Source organism: Cobetia sp. LC6 (assembly GCF_030264805.1).
GTDB lineage: Bacteria > Pseudomonadota > Gammaproteobacteria > Pseudomonadales > Halomonadaceae > Cobetia.
Genome location: NZ_JASSPL010000008.1, coordinates 140,465 through 163,707 on the forward strand (window position 1 = coordinate 140,465; position 23,243 = coordinate 163,707).

The 23,243-nt window shown below is 62.0% G+C and carries 20 protein-coding genes; 6 read left to right on the plus strand and 14 right to left on the minus strand.

Features of this window, described 5'->3' with window-relative positions:
• Positions 1-354 precede the first annotated feature (354 nt).
• The 3 genes from uraH to QQF40_RS11195 all read left to right on the plus strand — a co-directional run bounded on the left by uraH (position 355) and on the right by QQF40_RS11195 (position 4,309).
• Positions 355-708, plus strand: coding sequence for a hydroxyisourate hydrolase (gene uraH, locus QQF40_RS11185; protein WP_175088698.1), 354 nt, complete (start codon positions 355-357; stop codon positions 706-708).
• Positions 709-717: 9 nt separating this feature from the next.
• Positions 718-1,965, plus strand: a complete 1,248-nt coding sequence (locus QQF40_RS11190) for a urate hydroxylase PuuD (protein ID WP_285461368.1) — start codon at positions 718-720, stop codon at positions 1,963-1,965.
• 229 nt (positions 1,966-2,194) lie between these two features.
• The gene (locus QQF40_RS11195; RefSeq protein WP_285461369.1) at positions 2,195-4,309 is read left to right on the plus strand and encodes a methyl-accepting chemotaxis protein; all 2,115 of its coding nucleotides are present in this window, start codon (positions 2,195-2,197) and stop codon (positions 4,307-4,309) included.
• 82 nt (positions 4,310-4,391) lie between these two features.
• Here the strand turns inward: QQF40_RS11195 and QQF40_RS11200 are convergent, their stop codons facing one another.
• On the minus strand, positions 4,392-5,036 hold the full coding sequence (locus QQF40_RS11200; protein WP_285461370.1) for a TetR/AcrR family transcriptional regulator: 645 nt from the start codon (positions 5,034-5,036) through the stop codon (positions 4,392-4,394).
• 267 nt (positions 5,037-5,303) lie between these two features.
• On the opposite strand from QQF40_RS11200, the gene QQF40_RS11205 reads away from it, so the two are divergent.
• Positions 5,304-7,400 (plus strand): NADH:flavin oxidoreductase, encoded by a 2,097-nt coding sequence (locus QQF40_RS11205; RefSeq protein ID WP_285461372.1) that lies wholly within the window; start codon positions 5,304-5,306, stop codon positions 7,398-7,400.
• Between the two features lie 56 nt (positions 7,401-7,456).
• Here the strand turns inward: QQF40_RS11205 and sodX are convergent, their stop codons facing one another.
• From sodX to QQF40_RS11230, 5 genes are all read right to left on the minus strand, one after another.
• Positions 7,457-7,753, minus strand: a complete 297-nt coding sequence (gene sodX, locus QQF40_RS11210) for a nickel-type superoxide dismutase maturation protease (RefSeq protein WP_285461373.1) — start codon at positions 7,751-7,753, stop codon at positions 7,457-7,459.
• Between the two features lie 58 nt (positions 7,754-7,811).
• Positions 7,812-8,312, minus strand: coding sequence for a superoxide dismutase, Ni (gene sodN / locus QQF40_RS11215; RefSeq protein WP_285461374.1), 501 nt, complete (start codon positions 8,310-8,312; stop codon positions 7,812-7,814).
• 2 nt (positions 8,313-8,314) lie between these two features.
• Positions 8,315-8,524, minus strand: a complete 210-nt coding sequence (locus QQF40_RS11220) for a hypothetical protein (protein WP_285461375.1) — start codon at positions 8,522-8,524, stop codon at positions 8,315-8,317.
• 25 nt (positions 8,525-8,549) lie between these two features.
• Entirely contained in the window at positions 8,550-8,969 is a 420-nt protein-coding gene (locus QQF40_RS11225; RefSeq protein ID WP_285461376.1) for a DUF2753 family protein, read from the minus strand.
• Positions 8,970-9,179: 210 nt separating this feature from the next.
• Positions 9,180-9,872: a hypothetical protein gene (locus QQF40_RS11230; RefSeq protein WP_285461377.1), complete on the minus strand. Its 693-nt coding sequence runs from the start codon at positions 9,870-9,872 to the stop codon at positions 9,180-9,182.
• A 737-nt stretch (positions 9,873-10,609) separates the two neighbouring features.
• Here QQF40_RS11230 and QQF40_RS11235 point away from each other — a divergent pair.
• Positions 10,610-11,269: an NADPH-dependent FMN reductase gene (locus QQF40_RS11235; RefSeq protein ID WP_285461378.1), complete on the plus strand. Its 660-nt coding sequence runs from the start codon at positions 10,610-10,612 to the stop codon at positions 11,267-11,269.
• 116 nt (positions 11,270-11,385) lie between these two features.
• Here the strand turns inward: QQF40_RS11235 and QQF40_RS11240 are convergent, their stop codons facing one another.
• The 5 genes from QQF40_RS11240 to QQF40_RS11260 all read right to left on the minus strand — a co-directional run bounded on the left by QQF40_RS11240 (position 11,386) and on the right by QQF40_RS11260 (position 17,317).
• Positions 11,386-13,086, minus strand: coding sequence for a gamma-glutamyltransferase family protein (locus QQF40_RS11240; protein WP_285461379.1), 1,701 nt, complete (start codon positions 13,084-13,086; stop codon positions 11,386-11,388).
• 51 nt (positions 13,087-13,137) lie between these two features.
• Positions 13,138-13,977 (minus strand): sulfite exporter TauE/SafE family protein, encoded by an 840-nt coding sequence (locus QQF40_RS11245; RefSeq protein ID WP_175088709.1) that lies wholly within the window; start codon positions 13,975-13,977, stop codon positions 13,138-13,140.
• Between the two features lie 252 nt (positions 13,978-14,229).
• Complete coding sequence (locus QQF40_RS11250; RefSeq protein WP_285461380.1) at positions 14,230-15,558, minus strand: TRAP transporter large permease; 1,329 nt, start codon at positions 15,556-15,558, stop codon at positions 14,230-14,232.
• A complete protein-coding gene (locus QQF40_RS11255) occupies positions 15,555-16,085 on the minus strand; it encodes a TRAP transporter small permease subunit (RefSeq protein WP_175088711.1) in 531 nt (176 codons plus the stop codon). Before QQF40_RS11255 ends, QQF40_RS11250 begins: the two co-directional genes overlap by 4 nt.
• Before the next feature lie 140 nt (positions 16,086-16,225).
• The gene (locus tag QQF40_RS11260; protein WP_175088712.1) at positions 16,226-17,317 is read right to left on the minus strand and encodes a TRAP transporter substrate-binding protein; all 1,092 of its coding nucleotides are present in this window, start codon (positions 17,315-17,317) and stop codon (positions 16,226-16,228) included.
• Positions 17,318-18,003: 686 nt separating this feature from the next.
• Between QQF40_RS11260 and QQF40_RS11265 the strand changes: the two genes are divergently transcribed.
• Complete coding sequence (locus QQF40_RS11265; protein WP_285461381.1) at positions 18,004-18,951, plus strand: hypothetical protein; 948 nt, start codon at positions 18,004-18,006, stop codon at positions 18,949-18,951.
• A gap of 98 nt (positions 18,952-19,049) precedes the next feature.
• Here QQF40_RS11265 and QQF40_RS11270 read toward each other — a convergent pair whose 3' ends face one another.
• The 3 genes from QQF40_RS11270 to QQF40_RS11280 all read right to left on the minus strand — a co-directional run bounded on the left by QQF40_RS11270 (position 19,050) and on the right by QQF40_RS11280 (position 23,138).
• On the minus strand, positions 19,050-19,502 hold the full coding sequence (locus QQF40_RS11270) for an Lrp/AsnC family transcriptional regulator (protein ID WP_043332694.1): 453 nt from the start codon (positions 19,500-19,502) through the stop codon (positions 19,050-19,052).
• 179 nt (positions 19,503-19,681) lie between these two features.
• Positions 19,682-21,334, minus strand: a complete 1,653-nt coding sequence (ushA, locus tag QQF40_RS11275) for a bifunctional UDP-sugar hydrolase/5'-nucleotidase UshA (RefSeq protein WP_285461382.1) — start codon at positions 21,332-21,334, stop codon at positions 19,682-19,684.
• A 373-nt stretch (positions 21,335-21,707) separates the two neighbouring features.
• Entirely contained in the window at positions 21,708-23,138 is a 1,431-nt protein-coding gene (locus tag QQF40_RS11280) for a uracil-xanthine permease family protein (RefSeq protein WP_285461383.1), read from the minus strand.
• Positions 23,139-23,243 lie beyond the last annotated feature (105 nt).

Consider the following 23,243-nt stretch of genomic DNA (forward strand, 5'->3'; position numbering starts at 1 on the left):
AATCATCAGCTTGCAAGGCACATGCCGTCGCTGGCAACGCGCCTGACCAACGCTCGGTCACACGCTGCATCGCCATGCCAGCGGGTGGACGACAAGGCTGTATCGCCTCCGACTTGCCTGGCGGCGCCGAGCGGCGCCTGCGATGGGGAGATACGGCTTGCACCTTGACCGATCGGTCAGAATGCAGCAATGCACTCATCGGGTGCAATACCACCAACCGCTGACGGCAGGTCAGAACAGGGCAAGCCAGAAAACCGAAACACGGCCGTCTTTCGCAGGGCTTCATTTGTACAGGCCCCCGTCGTACAGGGCCCAGCCGTACCCGCCACACCCACACAAGAACAGGAAATCGCCATGCCCAGACTGACGACGCATGTGCTCAACCAGGCCGAAGGCATCGCTGCCAGCGGTGTGCATATCACCCTGGAGCACCAGGATGCGCAGGGTCACTTCCACGAGATCGCGCAGGTCACCACCAATGCCGATGGGCGCCTCGATGCACCGCTGCTTGAGGAAAGCGACGCTTCCGCTGATCTCTCCGGCGTCTATCGTCTGACGTTTCAGGTCGGGGATTACTTTGCCAGCCGCGCGGTGGGCAAGGGCATGCTCGGCCGGGTGCCGGTCGAGTTCACGCTGGAGGCCAACGGCCATTATCACATTCCGCTGCTGGTCACCCCGTGGGCCTACAGTGTCTACCGCGGCAGCTAAGGAGCCGGCATGAGCGCATATCTTCTCGATTGGGCGATGCTGCTGACCCGCTGGCTGCATGTCATGGCGGGGATCGCCTGGATCGGCGCATCGTTCTTCTTCATCTGGCTCGACAATCGGCGCAAGCCCGCTACTCATGCGGTCGATGGCCGCCCCGGCGGTGAGCTGTGGGCGGTACACGGTGGCGGCCTCTATCATCTGTTTCGCCATGATGGGGTCAGCGAACGGCTGCCCAGCGAGATCCACTGGTTCAAGTGGGAAGCCTACGTCACCTGGCTGTCCGGGATGGGGCTGTTCACGCTGATCTACCTGCTGCAGCCTCACGCCTACCTGATCGACCCGCGCGTGTTCGAGATGAGCGGCACCCTGGCCGTGTGCAGCGCTCTGGGCGTGCTCGTCGGCGGCTGGCTGGGCTACGAGGCGCTGTGCCGCAGCCCCTTCAAGCGCCATGCCGGTGCGCTGTTCGTCGCGGTCGGTATGTGGCTGACGCTGGCGGCGTGGGTCGCGACCGAACTGTTCGCGGGGCGTGCCGCCTTTCTGGTGATGGGCGCGCTGATGGGCAGCATCATGGCGGGCAACGTCTTCAATGTGATCATCCCGGGTCAGAAGGCGCTGCTGGCCGCTGCGCAGCGTGGGGCATCGCCGGACCCGGTCCACGGCCAGCGCGCAAAGCAGCGCTCGGTACACAACACCTTCATCACGCTGCCTGTGGTGCTGATGATGATCAGCAACCACTACCCGCTGCTGTATGCCAATGACTCTCGCCTCGGCGTCATCCTTCTGTTGCTGGTGATGGGCGGTCTGATCCGCATCGCCACGGTGGATCATCACAAGGGCGTCAAGCGCCTGTGGGTGCCCGTGGGGGCAGTGTTGGCGTTGATCGGCGTGATCCTGCTCTGCTCACCGCGCTCACAGACGGCGCCTGCGACCGCCCAGACTACAGCGTCTTCAGCATCTGTCACGGCCAGCAGCGCTGCGGTCAACCAGGGCCCGGGGGAGAATCAGGCCCTGCGAGACAAGGTCAGCCATATCGTCGAGCAACGCTGCGCCGGCTGTCACAGTGACACGCCGAACTTGATCGGCTTGACGGCTCCGGCGGCCGGCGTGGCCTTCAATGGCTGGGATGACATCCAGCGTCAGGCCATGCGTATCCATCAGCGCACGGTGGTCGACAAGAGCATGCCGCTGGCCAACATGACCCAGATGACCGATTCCGAGCGCCAGCTGCTGGATGACTGGTGGCAGGCAAAACGCTGAGGGGCAATGGATGAGATGCAATGGATGAGGCGCAATGGATGTGGGGCAAGGGATGAGTGAGGCATGAATGAGGGGGGACTGATCAGCGGCAACCCAAGGCCCCGCTGGCCAGCCCCCCCTTGTCAGTGCCAACTCTTCAGCAACCCCTCGTCAGCAGGATCGCTACAGTTCTGCGTCCGGTGGCCGATAGACGTGATACTTCTCTCTTGGATCGGGGTATCGCGTAGTGATGACAACAAGAAAGCGTCTGGCCCGCGCCAGTGTCGGCAGCAAGCTCGCCTTGCTGGTATTGCTGTTGATGATGGCAGCCTTCACGGCGCTGGGCCTGGTGTTCTCGACGGCCAGCATGCATCAGGTGGAAGGCGAGACAGAACGCGCTCTCGCTCAGCAGCAGCAACAGATCACCAACACCATCGAGCTGTTCGACACCACCATGCAGTCCAGCGTGACCCGCATGCTCAATGCCTTCCTGGCGACCATTCCTGACAACTTCACGCTGATCGAGGACCGACGTCTGCCGATCGGCGAGCGCGATGCCCCGGCGCTGCTCAATGCCGGCTTCATGCTCAACAATCAATCCGGTTATCTGGCCGACTTCGCCAATCGCACTGGTGCCCCGGTCAGCTTCTTCGTGCGCGATGGTGAGGATTTCGTGCGGATCGCCACCACCCTCAAGACCGAAGATGGCTCAAGCCTGCTCGGGCTGACGCTGAGTGGTGGGGTCAAGGATGCGCTGAATGCCGGCCAGCCCTATACCGGCATGCTCTATCTGGCGGGCCGTCACTACATGACGCGCTATCGCCCGATCACCGACTTCAATGACAACCTCATCGGGGCCTCGTTCATCGGGGTGGATGTCGGCGAGCAGATCGATGAGCTGTATGCCACCATCACCAATATCCAGTTGCATGAGAAGGACTTCAGTCTGGTGGCGAGCACGGCACCGGGGCAGCAGGGCAAGGTGCTGACGACGGGGCAGTGGCAGGGCCGCTCGCTGATGGACTTCAAGAATGCGCAGGGTGAATCGGCCTTCGCGCCACTCTTTGCCGCCGACAGTGGTCAGATCGATTACCGCCTGGCGGGTGACGACAGCGATCGTATCACCAGCTTCCAGCACTATCCGGCCTGGAACTGGATCGTGGCGACCACGATCGACAAGCAGGAAGTGACGGCGGGCATCACGCAGGTCCGCAATCAGGTCTTCGGGCTGGCACTGCTGTTGGCGCTGGTCGTGGCCGGCATTCTCTATTTCCTTGAGCGTCGCCTGATCAGTCGCCCATTGGATGCGCTGGTATCACTGGCTCAGGCGCTGGCGCGGGGCGATCTGTCCCGGCGCATCACCAGTCAGCGTCAGGATGAGATCGGCAAGCTGACCGCAGCCATGAACAGCGTCGGCGAGGACCTGAGTCGTGTGGTCGGTCAGGTGCGGGGCACCACGGGCGCCGTCAATCAGGCTGCCGGTGAAATTGCCCAGGGCAACGAGGAGCTTTCGGCACGCACCGAGCAGTCCGCCTCCAGCCTGCAGGAAACCTCGGCCTCGATGGAGGAGATCACCACCACCGTGCAACACAGTGCCGATTCCGCCCAGCAGGCCAGCCAGCTGGTCAATTCGACCTCCGAGCAGGCGCGCCGCGGCAATGACGACATGCGCAAGGCGCAGGCGAGCATGGAAGACATCAACCGCTCCGCAGAGCGCATCAGCGAGATCATCAGCCTGATCGACGGCATCGCCTTTCAGACCAACATCCTGGCGCTGAATGCTTCGGTGGAAGCGGCGCGGGCCGGTGAGCATGGGCGTGGCTTCGCGGTGGTCGCGCAGGAAGTGCGCACCCTGGCGACGCGCTCGAGCGATGCATCCCGCGAGATTCGCGGCCTGATCGACGAGTCGATCTCGCACACGCAGCAGGGCGTGGCGCAGGTGAAGGACGCCAGTCAGGCGATGGCCGAGATTCTCTCCAGTGTCGAGCGTGTCAACGACATGATCGCCGAGATCAGTGCCGGCGCGCGTGAGCAGAGTGCCGGCGTCGGCCAGGTGAATACCGCGGTCAGCGAGCTGGATGCGATGACGCAGCAGAACACCACCCTGGTCAATCAGGTCAGTGGCGCAGCGCGCAGCATGAGCGCTCAGGCTCAGGCACTGGAGCAGCTGATGGCAGGCTTCAAGGTGGCGGGCGCCCAGGACATGGCAAATTCATCAATGTCGCGCCAGCCCTTGTCGCATCAGTCCATGTCGCACATGAACACGCAGCCGAAGGCGGATGCCGAGCAGACAGCTTTCCCGCCGCCGGCAAATGCCACGCGCGGGTTCCAGCGCCGCGAAGAGGAGGAGTGGGAAGCCTTCTGAGCGCGTTCTGCTCCAGGCTGAACCCTGAGTTCGGTCCTGCGCCAAGCCCTTGCCGACCGACGTCGGTGAGGGCTTTGTTTTTTCAGGCCGGATGTCGCGCCGCGAAGCGTGCCACCTCCTGGGGGGCGCAGCGCTCGCCGACGAAGACCTCGACGTACTCGGCGACGCGACTGATGCGCTCGCTGACACTTTCCTGAGTGCGCATCGACAGATAGCCGATCTGGGTCAGGTAAATGGTGCGCGCTCGGACATCAGCCTGGGGGCCAGGCTGGCCATGACGCATCAGCATCGTGGTCAGTGCCTGTAGGCGTGCCTGATCGGCGCGGTCGACGACAGCGGCGACCTCATCATTCTTCAAGCCCCAGTTGCGGATCGCCAGCTCGAAGCGGGAGTCGAAAAGCGACTCATCCAGCCAGCAGTCGAAGACATTGAGCATGGCCTCCACCACCGTGGCCGCGTATTGCTCGCAGCGACCGATCAAGCCAGCAGTATTGTGAGCATCCCATCGGGCGAGCAAGGCCGCGAGCAGGGCATCGCGGTCCTTGAAGCTCCAGTAGAAGCTGGTGCGTGACAGCCCCAGCGTCTTGGCCAATGTCAGGACGCGCACCGAATCCACGCCACCGAGCAACAGTTGCTGATAGGCGGCTTCCAGCCAGTCTTCGGCCTTGCCGCGTCCCTCCGGCCTGGCGCTCGCACTCTCGGGTCGTGTGGCGGTGCTCTCTGTCATGGGCGGGCTCCTGAAGGGCTGACAGGCGGGGGATGCTGTCGTCGGGGGCTCGAAGACCCAAGCATGACACCAGCACGGGGGGAGTGGCGCGTCTCGAGCATGCTGTCTGCGACAGTGACGATTCTGTCTGCGCCAGCGGGACTAGAACGCCATTTCCAGCGACGCACGATCTGGATTCTAGGGCTATAGTCAGCTCATGTACACATGTGTACACGACAAAGGCATCTCTGTTTGTGATGGCTCATGACCTGACGTTCAGGAGGCCGCATGGCTCTGGATCCGCTGCTCACACCGTTCACGCTCAAGCACCTCACCCTCAAGAATCGCTTGATGATGACCTCCCACGAGCCCGCCTATCCCGAAGATGGCATGCCCAAGGCACGTTATCGCGCCTATCACGAGGAGCGTGCGCGTGCCGGTATCGCCTTGACCATGACAGCAGGCTCCGCCTCGGTCGCCAGGGATAGTCCGCCGGTGTTCAACAATATTCTCGCCTGGCGTGATGAGGTGGTGCCATGGCTGAGCGAGCTGACCGATGCCTGCCATGAGCACGGCACCGCGGTGATGATCCAGCTCACCCACCTGGGGCGGCGTACGCGTTGGGACAAGGCCGACTGGCTACCTGCCGTGTCGGCGTCGCATCGTCGCGAGGCGGCTCATCGCGCCTTTCCCAAGCGGGTCGAGGACTGGGATATCACGCGTCTCATCAATGATTATGCGGATGCCGCAGAACGGATGCAGGCGGCGGGTCTTGATGGTATCGAGCTGCAGGCCTATGGCCATCTGATGGACCAGTTCTGGTCGCCGCTCACCAATACCCTGGAGAGCCCCTATGGCGGCAGTCTCGAGAATCGACTGCGCTTCACCATGGAAGTGTTGAGCGCCATTCGCGCACGGGTGGGCAACGAGTTCATCGTCGGCGTTCGCTACACCGGGGATGAGTGCCTGCGTGGCGGACTGGACGCCAGTGATGGCCTGGAAGTCTCGCGTCTGCTGCGCGATAGCGGTCAGGTCGATTTTCTCAATGTGGTGCGCGGCCATATCGATACCGATGCAGGGCTCACCGATGTCATCCCGATCCAGGGCATGGCCAGTGCGCCGCATCTCGACTTCGCTGGACAGATTCGTGAGGCGATGGATTTCCCGACCTTCCACGGTGCCAAGATTCAGGACATCGCCACTGCGCGCCACGCCATCGCCACCGGCAAGGTCGACATGGTCGGCATGACGCGTGCCCACATGGCGGACCCGCACATCGTGCGCAAGCTGTTGGCCGGAAAGGAAGAGGATATTCGCCCCTGTGTCGGGGCCAATTATTGTCTTGATCGCATCTATCAGGGCGGCTCCGCTTACTGCATCCATAACGCTGCGACCGGGCGGGAGCTGGAGCAGCCGCATGACATCACGCCTGCCGAGGTCACCCGAAAGGTCGTGATCATCGGGGCGGGCCCGGCAGGGCTCGAGGCCGCACGTGTCGCCGGTGAACGTGGGCATCAGGTAGTAGTGCTGGAAGCCGCCGATCAACCCGGTGGCCAGATTCGCCTCACCGCGCAGAGCGAGCGGCGTCGCGAGATGATCGGTATCATCGATTGGCGAATCAGTCGCTGCGAGGCGCTCGGTGTCCAGATTCGCTACAACGTCTTCGCGGAAGCAGAGGATGTGCTGGCGGAACAGCCCGATGTGGTCATCGTCGCCACCGGTGGCTATCCCGAGGAAGACATACCGCAGGTCGGCAGTGAGCTGGTCGTCTCCAGCTGGGACATTCTCTCCGGCCATGTCACGCCTGGCCGCAACGTGCTGCTGTTTGATGACGCGGGAGATCACGCCGCACTTCAGGCCGCCGAGATGATCGCCAACAGCGGGGCCAGGCTCGAGATGATGACGCCAGACCGCACCTTCGCGCCGGAAATCATGGCCATGAACCTGGTGCCTTACATGCGCAGCCTGCAACGTCTCGCCGTCACCTTCACGCCGACCTATCGCCTGGGCGGTGTCACGCGCAGTGAGGAGGGTCAGCTCATCGCCCATATCGGCAGTGATTACCTGGATGATGCCGTAGCGCAGGGCAAGGGCACTGGTGCCTACACGGATCAGCGAATCGTCGATCAGGTAGTCGTCAACTACGGCGCCCGCCCGATGGAAGACCTCTACTTCGAACTCAAGCCTCACTCACGCAATGGCGGGGCAGTGGACTACGACGCCCTGATCGAGGGACTCGCCCAACCCGCAGATGGCCCGAGCCCGGAACACACCCAACGCACAGCAGACGGCAAATTCCAGCTCTACCGCATCGGCGACGCCGTCGCGACCCGCAATACCCATGCGGCGATCTACGACGCGCTGAGGCTGATGAAGGAGGTGTGATGGTTAGCGGAGAGATTGGATATCAAAGGGAAGTCGTGGCAAGGAGAAAGAAAGGCTCACGTATTGTCTTGAGAGAAGGTGTGGATCACTCGCCCCTTGATCAGGTGATTTGACAGCAAGCCCATCTTTTCAGTCGAGGTGCTGTCAGGATGGCTGCCTTCCAGCCAGAGCATGCCGTCTGATTGTATCGCGCGGATGCGCTTGATGATACGGCCGAAGTGGGGGTGCTGTGCCACTACGATATCGCCGATGCGATAGCGCGATTTCCAGCGTTTAAGCGTCACGACATAATCTCCCGGCGCAAGGCCGGGAGACATGCTGATGCCATTGACGCGATAGAGTCCGAAGGGCATCCGTTCACTCTTGATCAATTCACGCTTCATCAGTGCTTTGGCGCGTCATGTCGCTGAATCAGTCCAGCTTCGGATAGACGACATTTTCAGATGGCGGATACGGGCAGGTCGCAGTAAAGGTGGGAAGTCCCTTGGTATCCCAGAATGCCACAGCGAATTCATTGATGAGGGTCAGCAGTTTCTCGCCCTTGTCGCGCTCGATGCCCTGTTTGCAGGCAGAGCCGGCCAGCATGATGCTGTGGACCAGTGCATCGATGTCCGGATAGGCGTCACGTTGCGGCTGCTTGATGTAATCGCCCCAGATGATGCGAATCTCATGCTTGGCTTTCTCGGCGTGGCTTTCCTTCTGCTCCACCAGGCGCGCCAGCAGGGCCTGGTCTGCCAGCGTCAGGCTGTCCTTCTGACCCAGCTCATTGATGAGGTCCATGAAGCGGATCACGCTGAGCGCGGCGATCTGCGCAGCAGACGGGTCGTAGATCTTGCAGGGAATATCACAGTGCGCGGAAGCTGCAGGGACTGATACCAGGCGGTCAATGCCGCGAAGCAGGGCGTGAATCATGCTCAATCCTCCTTTTGCTGAGTGTTCTGGCGCTTGTGACGCGACTGACGAATGACGAAGAACGCGGTACCGATGATGGCTGCGATGGCACCATAGAACAGGGTGTGAACGAGTGGGCTGCTCCAGTCACTGTGGTCATGTCCCGGGTGGGCCAGGGCCGTATTGGCGGCGGTCAGCAACAGCAGTCCGCTCGTGGTGAGGGTTTTCTTCATGCCGTATCTCCTGTGAGGGTGAGAGTCAGTGATAGACCCGCGTCGTGGAGTGTTCCGCGGGTTTTGTCGGTTGAGTCCGTCGCTTGTTAACGCCGAGCCATTGCACGGTATTCATGATCTCCATGCGTACCTGGCCGCTGCCGCGCAGCAAGGCTTGTTGATGGGCATGGCAAAGACCCGGGGCGGAAAGCGCATGGGAGAGGCGCGCATGGGCAGCCTGCAGGGCGCGCATCGCTTGCGGGTGTTGGCCCTGGGCGCGATAGAGCTCGGCCAGATTCTGATAGCTCACGACCAGTGCCGCGACGCCGCCATCCGGGTCTGCTGAGGGCATCAGAAAGATGTCGGCAAAATGGCAGGCGTTGAGATAATGCTGCTCTGCCATGGCGTAGTCGCCCTGTTCGAACAATACATTGCCTGCCTGTGTTTCACGCTTCCATTCGTCCATTAGGCCCTCCCGTGTCCGGTTACCGTCTCTCTAGCGAATCGTCATGATTATGATAATCATTATCATTCAATAATGGTGCAAAGCCTCAGCGACTGCAAGAGGGAATGGAAAATCAGGCGGAGGTGGCTTGGCCCCGGGTCGTGCGCGCAATACAGATATGCTGTCAGCGCGTAGGCTGGCTGCGATGCAGTACTGGTGAGCGTTCTACGTTCAGAGAGCTTGGCTTGCGAGGCCCGGGCCCGGCGAGAACGGGGTAGCGTCTGGTGAGAGGTACGCTGGCTGTGGCGCTTGCTCGGGCGCGCAATATCGCTGTTTCGCGGTGTGCATTATGGTCTCCATGCTGGCGTACACCATGTAGAGATCTCCCAGGTGCTTGTCAGTCCGGAGCGTGGCATCGTGGATCGGCAGCAGGCCGAAACGCTTGAATATCTTCATGTTGGCGCGTTTGCACAAGGCCAGAATGCCGGCGCCTTTTTCAGATCTGACATGATGTGCCGCAGCAGCCATCAGTAGATTGCCGTGGGAAAATCGCTTGGCCTCCGGTGCCATCACCAGCCGGCTGAATTCATAGATGGCGCCCTTGGGGATGGACACGGCATCGCTGTCATCGAAGAGTGTGCGCGACTCGAGACTACCGGGGGTGACACGAATGCTGCCCAGTACGGTGTCGCGCTGGGTATCCATCAGGCAGATATGCTGGCTGTTGCTGTCGATCACATCATCGTGGTCACGGTGCTTTTGGAGGTAGGCCTTCGAGGCGCTGTGGTGGTCTTCGCGTAGCGTGAGCACCTGGCGGAATAGCGGATGATTGCGACCAAAGAAAGACACAGTCTCGCGATGGGCCTGATGCGTGAAAGAAGAGGTGAACTGCTGGATGACGGCTACGTCCTGAGTGTCTTGCATTCCCTGTCTGTCTCCTCGTGTCATGAGGCGGGTTGGTTTTCTCATGCTATGGGGATGGCAAAGCTAGCACTTAATTAGTTTTAGTGCATGTTTGTTGCAGCGTCATGACGCGAAACCGGATATAGCAACGTTGGCATGTACCTCAGGATTGCCAGCGCGCTGATGAAATGTGTGCGACATGATGGATGACGTTTATACGGCAGAATAGTGTCGTTATAAGCGGCTAACATGATGCCAAATTAGATGAAGTTGCGATTTTTCGCATGGTTCCGGATTGGCTCGTGCATGGCCTTGAGCCTTTGGACTCTGCGAGATATGAGATCGGTATTGTCATGAAAATGATGGGCTACTGACGCAACACCAGATACTCCGCCACGCTACCTTTGCAGAGGGTCATCAGTCACCAATTGCAGGTACTGTGGGTGACATGCTTCATTGCCAGCAGGGCATACCCTTGCGGGTACTGGAAGGGTGATGTCTCAGCACAATCACGGAAAGAATGCGGGAGGAGGTAAAGCAACCAGCCCAGAAATTCATGGCAGGAATTCATGGCAGGGCATGCACGGCTGAGAATGCATACTCATGATCTGTGTCAGGTGCATCACGAAAATTGATTCTGTGTTCTGCACCCTGGTGTTCTGGTGTTCTGGTGTTCTGGGTTCGGGAAATGATGCAATGAAAGAGCGAATATCGAGCACAGGAATTCACCTCATGGGGCTCACCACAAGGAGATAGCAATGGCACTGAAGATACTCGTCTTTCTGGGGTCGGTGCGGACCAGGACACCTCCCGCACCTGCACGCCTTGGGGAGAGGGTCGCCAGGTGTTGCGTCGCACTGCTCGAGGAAAGCGGCCATGAAGCGGTGTTGATCGATCCACTGGATTACGCTCTGGCAGACCCTTTCAAGCCACTGTTCTCCTATGCGCAACGCAATGCCCCCCCGGACTTGCTCAATCTCGCCCAGCAAATCGAAGCGGCGGATGGTTACGTGATGGTCAGCCCCGAGTACAACCATTCCATGAGTCCGGCGTTGGCCAATCTGCTGAATCACTTCGGCAGCTCGCTTTACTCCTACAAGCCCTCGGTCATCGCGACCTATTCCGCAGGGCAGTGGGGTGGGGTACGCGCAGCGGTCAACATGCGCACCTTCTTGTCGGAGCTGGGCTGTCTGCCGGTCTCGGCGATGATCCACGTACCCAGGGCCCAGGAAGTGCTCAACGAGGGTGGCGGCTACGCCAGCAATCAGGATGCCCGGGAATGGGATGTTTATCTCGGGCGGGCCTTCGAACAACTTGCCTGGTGGGCGAATGCCGCCAGGCGTTATCACGAGTGCGAAGACGGTGAGAAGCGCCCCGGTGCTTTCACGTGCAGCCCCTCGCAGCGCAACGCGCCTTGAAGGTGTGATAGCGTTTCACGCCTCGACACATGGGGGATGCAGCAAAAAGGGACTGCCTGAGCAGTCCCTTTTTGCGTATTCCTCACGGTTCTCGCAAATTTAATCAGACAGTGCCTTCACGTCAGCGCCGCGCTACCATCACTGCGTGGGTCGTGGGCTGCCTCGACCTGTCCGTCCGGGTGGCGCATCACGGCGCCGGCGTGCCCCAGGGTGTCGCTGAAGGCTTCATCGAGGACTTCCACCTCATGGCCCATGGCCGCGAGTGTCTGAGCCATCTCACCCGCGAGGCGTGATTCGAGCTTGAGGCTGGTGCTGACATCGCCCCAGGTGCGGCCGAGCAACCAGCGGGGCGCACTGATGGCGTCCTGGAGTGACATGCCGTGGCGCGCGATGCGCGTGAAGACTGCCGCCTGGGTCTGCGGCTGGCCTTCACCGCCCATGGTGCCGAAGGCCATCACACGGCCATCATCGAAGCAGGCCAGTGACGGATTGAGGGTATGGAAGGGCTTGCGGCCCGGCGCCAGGCTGCGCAGTCTGTCCGGCTCCAGATCGAACGCCAGCCCACGGTTCTGCCACATCACGCCACTGCTGGGCAGCACCATGCCACTGCCGAATTCCCAATAGACGCTCTGGATGAAGCTGACGGTGGTGCCGTCACTATCCGTGGCGCCCATCCAGATGGTGTCGCCCTCGGCGGGCTCGTAGGGCCAGCCAAGTGCGACCTGCATGTCGACCCTGGCTGCCTGTTCTGCCAGAGCCTCCGCGGCGAGATGCCTCTGCTGAGTCGCGACACTGCCCGCCAGGCCACCTTCGAGGCATTCCGGCGAGGTGATCAGACTGTCACGCACCAGGAAGGAACGCTTGGTGGCTTCGATCAGCGCATGCAGATGACGCGGTGTATTGCCATCCGCCTCGCTGATGCCATGCCTGGCGCTCAATTCATCGTAGAGCCCCAGAATCATCAGCGTCGCGAGGCCCTGGGTAGGCGCTGGCAGGTTGTATACCTCACTGTCACGCAGGCGAACCTTGAGCGGCGTGACGCGCTGGGCGCGATAGCCGTTGAGGTCTGCCAGGCGCAGCGGGCTGCCTCCGGCTTCCAGCTCCTGTGCCATGCGCGTGGCAAGTTCACCACGATAGAAGTCATCGAGTCCGGCATCTGCCAGACGTGAGAGCGTCGCGGCCAGCGCCGGCTGACGCAGGCGTGCGCCTTCTTCCAGCGCGATCGGCTCACCTGACTCGCTCTGGCCCAGATAGCGCTCAGCGAAGCCGGGCTGCTGCGAGAGCACAGCCAGGTGTTTTTCGCTGAGTGCCTTCTGGCTGGCGCTGACAGCCACGCCATCATTGGCATGCCGAATGGCATGACCCAGCAGTGTCGCGAGCGCCACGGGCGAGCGTCCATCCGCCGAGGTCTCGGCAGAGAAGGCCAGCGCCTCCTGCCAGCCGCCGATGGTACCGGCCACCGTCAAGGCGGACAGTGGCCCCCGCGAGGGGATGCTGTCGCCATTCATCAGGGGGGCGGCAGCCTCATCATCAGCGACACCGTAGCCTTGGGCGGCATAGAACTCCCGGCTGGCAAGCCCTGCCGCCGGGCCACAGGCATCGATCGCCAGCGGCGCCAGCCCCGGACGCTTGATCAGCCAGAAGCCATCACCGCCGATGCCGTTCATGTGGGGGTAGACCACCGCAATGGTTGCCGCCATCGCGACCATTGCCTCGATGGCATTGCCGCCATCGCGCAGAATATCGCGGCCTGCTTGCGCCGCCAGATGGTGAGGCGCGGCGCAGGCACCGCCGAAACCACGTCGGGTATGAATCATGGCGTCTTGCTCCTGGGGATTCCGTTGTTGTTATTGAGCGTCCAGTACGTTTCAGCTACCGGTGAACAGGTCGTAGAACATGCGCAGTGCCGTGAACATCAGGAAGATGGCGAAGACTTTCTTGAGCTTGGCGGCGTCCATTGCGTGGGCCAGCTTCGCGCCGATCGGGGCGCACAGCATGGTGGCCGGCACGATGGCGGCGAAGCCGAGCAGGTTGACGTAGCCGATGGAGCCCGGCAGCAGGTTAGGTTCGCCGATGCCATTGAGCAGGAAGCTGGCAGTGCCCGGCAGGCTGATGACCAGACCCAGCGCCGCGCCCGTGCCGACGGCCAGGTGCATCGGGGTGCCCAGGGTGCTCAGGGTCGGTACGCTCAGGGTGCCGCCGCCGATGCCCATCAGCGTCGAGACGCTCCCGATGAAGGTACCCAGTGCGCTGCTGCCCAGCGGACCCGGCAGCCCACTGCCCAGCACGGTGGACTGACGGCGGAACATGTTGAGTGCGACCAGGAAGGCCACGGTGGCAAACAGCCCCATCAGTACCGCACCGCTGAACAGGTTGGACAGCAGGCCGCCGATGATGACGCCGATGATCACGCCCGGCAGCAGGCGCTTGAGAATCGCCGGGTCAAGATTGCCCTTGGCGTAATGCGCCCTGGCCGACATGATCGAGGTGGGAATGATGGTCGCCAGTGAAGTGCCGACGGCCTGGTGCATGCGCACCGCTTCATCGACGCCCAGCAGGCTGAAGAGGTGAAAGAGCACGGGCACGATGACGATGCCGCCGCCGACCCCCAGCAGGCCGGCCATCACGCCGGCAATCATGCCGGTGACGATCAGTGCGGCGATCAGGCCGAGAATCCAGTGCAGTGGATAGGCTGAGAACAGTTCCATGGTGTTTCCTTGTCGTCCCCGTATGGCGCGGGGTAGTTCATTGCTGATGAAGGTTGCCGATGAACGCCATCGGCAGTCGATGCTTGTCCCCTGAAGCACTGCCTGAAGCGCTGGCGGGTGTACTGTCTCCAGGGAGGCGAGCCGATGGGCAGGCCACAAGACATTACGCGTTGCTGAATTACCTTTCCAATGGCCTTTGCGCTGAATTACCCGTCAAGTGTCTCGAGCCGCGCCGGTACATGGCTGGCCGGCTTACCAACCGATCGCTTCCGGCAGCCAGGTGGCAAGCCCCGGGAAGCAGAACAGCAGCACGACTGCCATAGCCTGCAGGCCCACGAAGGGCAGTACACCGAGATACAGATGGCGGGTGGTGACCTCTGGCGGGGCGACGCCCTTGAGGAAGAACAACGCCCAGCCAAAGGGCGGCGTCAGGAAGGACATCTGCAGATTCATCGCCACCAGCACGCCCAGCCACACCATGTCGGTGCCATAGCCGATGAAGACCGGCAGGAACATCGGCAGCGCGATATAGCTGATCTCGATCCACTCGAGGAAAAAGCCGAGCACGAACAGTATCACCATCAGGAAGATCAGCGCGCCCAGCTCGCCACCCGGCAGCAGGTTGAACAGATCATGCACCATGTTCTCGCCGCCAAGGCCGCGGAAGGCCAGTGAGAAGGGCTGCGCGCACAGCAGAATGAAATAGACCATGGCGGTGATGGTCAGGGTCGAGTGCAGACAGGCCTTGAGCATGGCGAAGTTGAGACGCCGCGCCAGCAGCGCGATCAGCATGCTGCCCAACGCGCCCATCGAGGCCGCTTCGGTGGGAGCGGCCACGCCGCCCAGAATCGAGCCGAGTACCGCAAACACCAGCATCAGCGGCGGAATCACGCTACGCGCCAGGTCACGCAGCAATTCCTTCATGCCACCGGCAGCGGCGCGCTCCTCTTCCGGGATGGCCGGGACGAGAGCCGGCTTCCACCAGCCCAGTACCAGCAGATAGACGATATAGATGACGGCGATGGCCAGCCCCGGTACGAAGGCGGCGGCAAACAGGGTGCCGACGGATTCGCCGAGAATTTCCGACAGCAGGATCAGCACCAGACTCGGTGGGATGATCTGCCCCAGGGTGCCGGAGGCACAGATGGTGGCCGAGGCCACGCCGGGGTGGTAACCACGCCGCAACAGGGTCGGCAGCGTCAGCATGCCGACGGTGACCACGGTCGCGCCGACGATGCCGGTAGAGGCGCCCATCAGCACGCCGACCAGGATGATCGCGATGCCCATGCCGCCATTGACGCCACCCATGGCCCGCCCGATGGTCTCGAGCATGTCCTCGGCGACCCGTGATTTCTCGAGCATGACCCCCATGAAGACGAACAAGGGAATCGCCAGCAGGGTGTAGTTGGTGACCACGCCATACAGACGTGCCGGCATCAGGCTGAACAGCAGCGGGCCAAAACCCGCCAGCCCTGCGACGAAACCGGCTACGGCCAGGGAAATCGCGACCGGAATGCCGATCAGCATCAGGACCAGAAAACCGCCGATCATGGCCAGCGCGATCCACTCGTTCGGACTCATGGCGTCACCTCGCATTCCAGGTCACCGTCGACGGACTTGCCGGACAGCACCAGCAGCGCGCGCAGGCAATCTGCCACGCCCTGCAGCGCAAGCGCGGAGAACCCGAGGGGAATGAAGGCCTTGAGCAGATAGCGATAGGGCAGGCCGCCGGGGTCGGGCGAGCCTTCCATCAGCTGCCAGGACTGCTCGGTGTAGCTCAGGCCCAGCCAGGCGATGGCGGCGCCGATGGCGATGGTCATCAGCGCACCGATCAGATCCACCAGCGCGCGGCCCTTGAGGGAGAAACGGTCGTAGAAGACATCGACGCGAACGTCGGCGCGATGCTTGAGGGCGTAGGAGATGCCCAGCAGCGCGATGGGAGAAATCAGGTGCCACTCGAATTCCTGGAGTGGCACGGGGCTGATGCTGAAGAAGTAACGCAGCAGCACGTTACCGGCGACCAGCAATACGAGCGCCAGCAGCGAGTAACGGGCGATGACGCCCAGTCGCTCGATGATGCCCTCGAGAAAATGGATGATGTACAGCATGACATGGCCTCGTGAACGCCACGACGGGACAGGTCGTGGCGTTGGACAGGGAAGCAGGGATGACACCAGCGATGACTCGCTCAGGCACTGGGGCGTGAGCTGCAGTAGGCGCGACGGAGAGGGAAGTTCGATGTCAGCCGTCAGAGCGCCAGGAAGGTCTTCTCACTGACGGCGGCCCATTCCTTGTGCTGGTCACGGAAGGCCATGAAGGACTCGTGGACGCGCGCGGTGTCCGGATCGGCCGCCGCCATGTCGGTCAGCGTCTTCTCGGTGACTTCCTTCAGGCGCGCTACCACCTCGTCCGGCAGCGGCTGGGCGGTGACGCCTTCGTTGTCGACCAGATCATTGAGCGCCTCGGCATTCACCGACTCGCACCAGGCCTGGCTCTCGACGTTGCACGCCTGGGCGGCAGCCTTGACGATGGCCTGCAGGTCTTCGGGCAGGCCCTCCCAGGCCGCCTTGTTGATCATCAGCTCGGTAACGTTGGTCGGCTCGTGCCAGCCGGTGGTGTAGTAGTATTTGGCGGCCTTCTGCAGCCCCAGACGACGATCCTGATAGGGGCCGACGAACTCGGCGGCGTCGATGACACCGCGCTCCAGCGCCGGGAAGATCTCTCCGCCGGGCAACAGACGCACGGCTACGCCCAGTTCGGCGTAGACCTTGCCGGCCAGCCCCGGGATGCGCATCTTCAGACCCTTCAAGTCCTCGACCGTATTGATCGGCTTGCGGAACCAGCCGGTCATCTGCACGCCGGTATTGCCCATCGGGAAGGCGATCAGCCCCTTGGGGGCGTAGAGTTCATGCCACAGCTCCAGCCCGCCACCGTGATACAGCCAGGCATTCATGCCCTGGGTATTCATGCCGAAGGGCACGGTAGTGAAGTACTGGGCGGCGGGAATCTTGCCAGCCCAGAAGTAGGCATTGCCGGCGTTCATCTCCACCACGCCACTGGCGACGGCATTGAAGCCCTCCAGGGCCGGAATCAACTCACCAGCCGCGAAGTGCTGGATCTTCATGCGCCCGCCCGACATGGCCTCCACCTTGCGGCAGAAATCGGTCGGGCTGCCCGGGCCCTCGACATAGAAGGGCGAGCCCGGGCCGTAGGCATTAGTCATCTTCCATTGATAGGTCTTGTTGGATTCCGCGCGCACGATGGCGGGCGCACCCATCACGAGTCCAGCGGTTGAGGTTGCCAGTGCGGCACCCAGGAACTTGCGACGATCGAATGTCATGGGAGGATCTCCTGCGGACGGATGACCAGTAATGTCCTTGCGACAGACGGCTCTGAATGCTCTTTGTGAAAGAGTTCTCTGTCTCAAGGGGCGCCTGTACGGCATGCCGACATCGCGGCCGGCGATCTTGTTGTGTAGGTGTTTCTGCATGTTCTTGAGTAGCGATGCCTGTCATTTGTCAGCCAGAAGGCTGCCATTTGTCAGTGGGCTACACGGATGACGTTGCAAGGCATGTGCCATTTTGCGCGTAGGGATATTTGTCCTTTATTTTCAATCGACTGGATGGTGGTTTTCGGTGCTGTTTTCCGCTGATGGAGCGTGGGTGCGCCCCTGGCGTTGCCCAGGTGAGGCCGTGTCAGCGCTGATTGGCAGGGGGCAGGGCCTGACATATGTCGGAAGATGGCGCTTGTCGCGGCATTTGTTCACCGATAGCGACCTAGAGGGTGACATCTGGCTCACGAATGTGGGGTGGACATGATCAATTGTCATGCTCGCGACCTGATGGTGCGTGCGATCGATCATGGTGCATCTGGATAGGGGTGCTCGGAGTCGGTCAATCAGCGTCGGTCAACCTGAGCAGGCCAATAAGAGCCGGTTCGCCCACATCGAGCCTTCATGCGAGGCACCAAAGACGACAGTCTATCGGGGCGGTGGCATCATGCGGCTTTGTCCTGATGGAGCTTTGAATGTCACCTCATGAGCCTGAAGAGCCCGCCGCCCGCTCGGTGTCTTCACCTGCCGCCTCATCCGCCTTCGTGATGAAGTCTGCCGGGCCTCGCTTGCCCGCCACGCCTGGGGCACCCGGAGGGGCACAGGTGCCGCGCATCCCGCTGGTCGCCATCCTCGTGGTGATGGCGGTGCTTGCCTGGTGGGAAATGCCGCAGCAGTGGGCGCTGGACTTCCTCGACGCCACTCTGGGCCAGGCGTTCAGTGCCTTCGCCATCGCCAAGGGCCTGAACGCGACCATCTCGGTGCTGCAGTCCTCGACCATCGACCTGCAGGTCTTTCAGGTCTCGCCCGGGGAAGCGCTGGACCCCGCCAATGACATGATCGAGCGCTTCTCGTGGGTGATGTTCGCGGCGACTGGCTCGCTGGCGCTGCAGAAGCTGCTGCTGGGCATCTCCGGTTCCGTGATCATCAAGGTATTCGCCAGCGGTACCTGCCTGCTGGCGGCACTCGGGCTGCTCACGGGCAGTCGCCAATCGGTCGATGGCGTGCATCCCAGTCAGCGCTGGTGGCAGGTAGCCATACTGCGCTTGGCTCTGTGGGGCATCGCACTGCGCTTCGCGGTGCTGAGTGTCGCGCTGGCCAGCGGCGCCGCAGGTCAGGCCTTTCTCGATGACAGCCGCGATACCCAGATGGCGCAGCTGAGCGTGACGCAGCAGCAGCTGGCGGAAGTCGCCGACAAGCAGGTAGGCGGCGCGCACGAGGAGCGCAGTTGGTGGCAGCAGTTCAAGGGCAGCATGGAAGGCTGGGTCGGCGGGCCGATCACCAGTGTCACCCAGGGCTTTGATGCTATGACCGATAAGGTGATCGACCTCACCATGCTGTTCATCACCCAGACGGTGCTGTTCCCGCTGGGCTTTCTGTGGATCGCGCTACGGCTGCTGCGCGGGTTGGGAAGATTGCAGTGACGCTTGAGGTGATACTGGAGATGACGATTGAGATGTCAGCCCTGGCGCCGGCCGGGGCTGCGGCGTCAGAGATAGAGGCGGAGGCAGAAACAGAGACGTTATAGCCGCGCACCGCCACGCCGGTGCTTTACGCGAGTCATCAGCGACTTGCAGTCGACGGAGAGGATCTCGTCGCGATTGAAGATATGCGCGCGCACGAAGGCATCGAAGGCCTCGTAGCTGTCGGTGAGGGTGTGGATGTGCAGGCTTTTCAGGTCGCTCATGATGTAGAGGCTGACCACCTCGACGCAGGCGGAGAGCTCCTCGGCGATACGTTCGATGGCGCTGGGAGCGACGGTCAGGTCCACGAAGGTGGAGATGCCCTTGCCGAGCTTGTCGGGGTTGATGACGGCGGTGAACTGTTCGATCACGCCGCTCTCGACCAGCGCCTGGACGCGACTGCGGGCATGGGCACGTGAAATGCCGAGCTTGCGGGCGATATCGGCATAGGACATGCGACCGTCCTTGATCAGCAGGTTGAGCAGTTCACTGTCGGTGCGGTTGAGGTTCATGGGCCAGGGTCTCGATGGTCTTTGTTGTAGTGGTGCACCTGTCTTATCAAACCTGTGCGACCCGCACTTGTATAGTCCGACTTCCGCCTCTGGCGAGAATATTCCCGCTCTGAAAACGACAACGGGGCGCCAAGGCACCCCGTTGTCATGTGCATGCTGTATGACAGCAGCCTCAAGCGTCACTGATAGACGATCTCGCCCTGGGGCGCGTATACCTCGACGTCGATCGGGCTCTGCTCGGCAAGATAGGCCTTGAGCACATCGGCATCGACGAAGCCGGTATCCAGGTAACCTGGCTGGTCAGAGACCTTGGGATAGCCATCCCCGCCGGCGGCATTGAAGCTCGGAACGCTGAAGCGATATTGCGCGCTTCTGTCCAGAGGCTGGCCCTGGATCATCACGTCGGACACGCTGCTTTCTGCTCGATTTACGCGCAGGCTGATGCCGGCGAACTGGGCATAGGCGCCGGAGTCCACCGGCAGGGTCGCCACGGCATTGAGGTAGTCGAGCACCTCGCTGCCTGACATGCTGACGACCCCCACGGTGTTGCCGAAGGGCAGTACAGTCAGTACATCCTTGTAAGTGATCTCGCCCGCGGGCAGGGAGGCGCGCACGCCACCTGCGTTCATCACGCCGAAGTCGGCCTTGCCGGCCTGCATGGTGGCGGTGGCGATCAGGCGGCCCAGGTTGGTCTGGGCAAAGCGCACCACATCGCGATCACCTTCGAGCTTGCCGTTGCTCTGCGCGACCGTGACGTTGAGCTGCGCCTGGCCCTTTTCCTGATAGGGGCGCAGGAATTCGCGCAGTTCGCTGTCCTCGGCAATTTCCTCTGCGACCAGCACCTTCATGCGCTCGCCGTTCACTTCGACGGTCTTCTTGAGATTCACCGGAATCAGCTGATAGTTGCGCATGGTCAGCTCGCCATTGCGGAACTCGTAATCGGCGCGTCCTACGTACTTGCCCCATTCATGCGCCTGCACGATGTAGGTGCCGTTCTGGCGGTCCGGCTGGCAATCATCGCCGGGCGCAAAGCCCGCCATCCGGTTGATGCCCTCCATGCAGACCGGCTCCTGGGAGTGGCCACCGACGATCATGTCCAGTTCGCCATAGGGCAGGTAACGTGCCAGCGAGACATCGCCCGGCGCATTGATGCCATGTTCGGCGTTCTGATAGTGGCCCATGTGGGTGACTGCGAAGATCAGGTCCGGCTGCTCCTGCTCGTTGAGCTGCTCGATGGCCTTGCGGGCTTCTTCCTTGGGATCGCGGAAGTCGAGTTTGCTGAAATATTCGGGATTGCCGATGCGAACGGTGTCTTCGGTGGTCAGACCGATCACCGCGATACGGACACCCTGCTCATCGAAGATCTTCCAGGGCGCGAATAGCCGCTTGCCGGTGGTCTTGTCGTAGATGTTGGCGGCCAGCATCGGGAAATCGGCCCAGTCGCGCTGCTTGAGCAGCACCTCCAGCGGGTTGTCGAATTCATGGTTGCCCACCGCCATGGCGTCGTAGCCGATGCGATTCATGCCCTTGAAGTCGGGCTCAGCCTGCTGGAGGTCGGATTCCGGCACGCCGGTGTTGATGTCGCCACCCGACAGCAGCAGCACGCTGCCGCCTGCGGATTCCACCTCGGCGCGGACACGGTCGACCAGCGTCTTGCGCGCCGACATGCCGTATTCGCCATCACTGCTTTGCCAGAAGCGACCGTGGTGATCGTTGGTATGCAGCACCGTCAGTTGATAGGTGGTGTCGGCCTGCCATTCATGGCCCGCCTGGCTGGCACAGGCACTCAGCGTACTGAGCAGTGCAGCCCCCAGCAGGGCCTTCAGCGCCATGAGCGAGTCGGGGGATGCGTTCAAGCACGGCGCATTTGATGAGATGAGTCGAGTGTTCTTCATGAGCGATACGTTCCTTGTGTCTGGCTTTGGGGCGCAATGGCTTTGGGGCGCAATGTCGCGTCCCGATCTGAAATGCTGCTGGAAAGGGGAGTGACTGCCAGGGGGCTGAGTGTAAGGGTGTTGAGTGTGAAAGTGCTGATATGAGGAAGGTGACGATGTAACCGATGGCAAGAGTCACCGCTGTGCGAGCCTGTCTTGCCAATGTGGAGATTGGATGACCGGCACCCGAAGTGCGAACTTTCCAGACCGACATGAAAAAACCGGCCGATGATGCGCCGGTTCTTTCACGTCTCATCGCTGAGCCTGCGGGTCAGGCGTGTTCCTGGTCCGCGCTGATGCTGTCGGTGGATTCACGCTCACTCGCTCTGGGATTGAACACCTCGGCGTCTTCCATCTTCGGCAGCAGCAGCTCGGCGATGATGGCGGTCAGGCCGCCCATGGTGATCGGCGAGCGCAGCGCATCGGCGAAGGCGCCCGGAATGGCGTTCAGGACATCCGGCACCATGCCGACACCAAGCCCCAGCCCCAGGGCCAGCGCAATGATCATCATCTCGCGACGCCCGATGGGTTGCGCCATCAGGATGCGAATGCCTGACACCGCGATCAGCGCGAACATCAGCGTGGTGGTGGCACCGAGCACCGGACGCGGCATCTGGGTCAGCAGGGTGGCGATGAAGGGCGACAGCCCCAGCAGCAACAGGAAGCCGGCCACGTAGCGGCCCACATGGCGGCTGGCGATGCCGGTCAGCTGGATCACGCCGGTGTTCTGGCTGAAGGTGGTGTTGGGGAAGGTGCCGGCCAGCGCGCCGAGTGCGGAATTCAGGCCATCGCCCAGCACGCCGCCGCGCAGACGCTTCTGGTGCAGCTCATCATCCACGGCCAGACCCGAGGCGCGTGCGCTGCCGGTGAGGTCACCGACCGTCTCGATGGCGGTGATCATGAAGATGAAGGCCACCGGCAGGAAGGCGGCCAGCGAGAAATCGAAGCCGGTATTCAGGGTCGCCGGATGCGGCAGGGCCAGCAGGGCGGCATCGGCCAGCTGCGGTGCATCATATAGGCCACCGATGGCGGCGATGATGCAGCCGACGGCCATGCCGATGAAGATGGAGGCGATTCTCAGCCACGGATGACGCGAGACCTGACAGGCCAGCACCGTGATCAGCACACAACCGGCCAGCGCCAGATTGGCGGGCGCACCGAAGTCCTCGGCGCCGAAGCCGCCGCCGATGTCCGTCATGCCGACCTGGATCAGGCTCAGGCCGATCAGCATCACCACCACGCCGGTGACCACGGGCGTGATGACCCGCTTGAGCCATGGCAGCACCGTGCCCAGCGCCATCTCGATCAGGCTGCCCGCCAGGCAGGTGCCGAACAGCACCGCCAGTACCTGCTCGTCACTGGCATTCTGCGATCGAGCGATCAACCCGGCGGTGATCAGTGCGGACACGAAGCTGAAACTGGTGCCCTGGATGCTCAACAGCCCCGAGCCGAACGGGCCGATACGCTGGGACTGGATCCAGGTGGCGACCCCGGAGACCATCAGTGCCATCGACAGCAGGCTGGCGGTGTAGGCACCGAGGCCCAGCGCGCTGGTGATGATCAATGTCGGTGCAATGATGCCGGCCAGACTGGCCAGCAGATGCTGGGCGCCAGCGAGTGCCGAGATGGGGACCGACGGGCAGCTTTCGAGGCCGAGCAGTGGTTCGTCGATCCCCTTGGAATCGGAAGAGGATTGGCTCATGTGACGCTCCTTGTTCTGCTCGCGGTGCAATAACGGAAATGGTGTCGGGCACTGGAGTGTTCAGCGCGGGCAGCCAATTATAAGCAAGATATGAACCAAGTTCAG

Bases quoted from the DNA above. Each gene is read 5' to 3' on its own strand.
- uraH (WP_175088698.1), top strand. From the start codon at position 355: ATGCCCAGACTGACGACGCATGTGCTCAACCAGGCCGAAGGCATCGCT.
- QQF40_RS11190 (WP_285461368.1), top strand. From the start codon at position 718: ATGAGCGCATATCTTCTCGATTGGGCGATGCTGCTGACCCGCTGGCTG.
- QQF40_RS11195 (WP_285461369.1), top strand. From the start codon at position 2,195: ATGACAACAAGAAAGCGTCTGGCCCGCGCCAGTGTCGGCAGCAAGCTC.
- QQF40_RS11200 (WP_285461370.1), bottom strand. From the start codon at position 5,036: ATGACAGAGAGCACCGCCACACGACCCGAGAGTGCGAGCGCCAGGCCG.
- QQF40_RS11205 (WP_285461372.1), top strand. From the start codon at position 5,304: ATGGCTCTGGATCCGCTGCTCACACCGTTCACGCTCAAGCACCTCACC.
- sodX (WP_285461373.1), bottom strand. From the start codon at position 7,753: ATGCCCTTCGGACTCTATCGCGTCAATGGCATCAGCATGTCTCCCGGC.
- sodN (WP_285461374.1), bottom strand. From the start codon at position 8,312: ATGATTCACGCCCTGCTTCGCGGCATTGACCGCCTGGTATCAGTCCCT.
- QQF40_RS11220 (WP_285461375.1), bottom strand. From the start codon at position 8,524: ATGAAGAAAACCCTCACCACGAGCGGACTGCTGTTGCTGACCGCCGCC.
- QQF40_RS11225 (WP_285461376.1), bottom strand. From the start codon at position 8,969: ATGGACGAATGGAAGCGTGAAACACAGGCAGGCAATGTATTGTTCGAA.
- QQF40_RS11230 (WP_285461377.1), bottom strand. From the start codon at position 9,872: ATGCAAGACACTCAGGACGTAGCCGTCATCCAGCAGTTCACCTCTTCT.
- QQF40_RS11235 (WP_285461378.1), top strand. From the start codon at position 10,610: ATGGCACTGAAGATACTCGTCTTTCTGGGGTCGGTGCGGACCAGGACA.
- QQF40_RS11240 (WP_285461379.1), bottom strand. From the start codon at position 13,086: ATGATTCATACCCGACGTGGTTTCGGCGGTGCCTGCGCCGCGCCTCAC.
- QQF40_RS11245 (WP_175088709.1), bottom strand. From the start codon at position 13,977: ATGGAACTGTTCTCAGCCTATCCACTGCACTGGATTCTCGGCCTGATC.
- QQF40_RS11250 (WP_285461380.1), bottom strand. From the start codon at position 15,558: ATGAGTCCGAACGAGTGGATCGCGCTGGCCATGATCGGCGGTTTTCTG.
- QQF40_RS11255 (WP_175088711.1), bottom strand. From the start codon at position 16,085: ATGCTGTACATCATCCATTTTCTCGAGGGCATCATCGAGCGACTGGGC.
- QQF40_RS11260 (WP_175088712.1), bottom strand. From the start codon at position 17,317: ATGACATTCGATCGTCGCAAGTTCCTGGGTGCCGCACTGGCAACCTCA.
- QQF40_RS11265 (WP_285461381.1), top strand. From the start codon at position 18,004: ATGTCACCTCATGAGCCTGAAGAGCCCGCCGCCCGCTCGGTGTCTTCA.
- QQF40_RS11270 (WP_043332694.1), bottom strand. From the start codon at position 19,502: ATGAACCTCAACCGCACCGACAGTGAACTGCTCAACCTGCTGATCAAG.
- ushA (WP_285461382.1), bottom strand. From the start codon at position 21,334: ATGGCGCTGAAGGCCCTGCTGGGGGCTGCACTGCTCAGTACGCTGAGT.
- QQF40_RS11280 (WP_285461383.1), bottom strand. From the start codon at position 23,138: ATGAGCCAATCCTCTTCCGATTCCAAGGGGATCGACGAACCACTGCTC.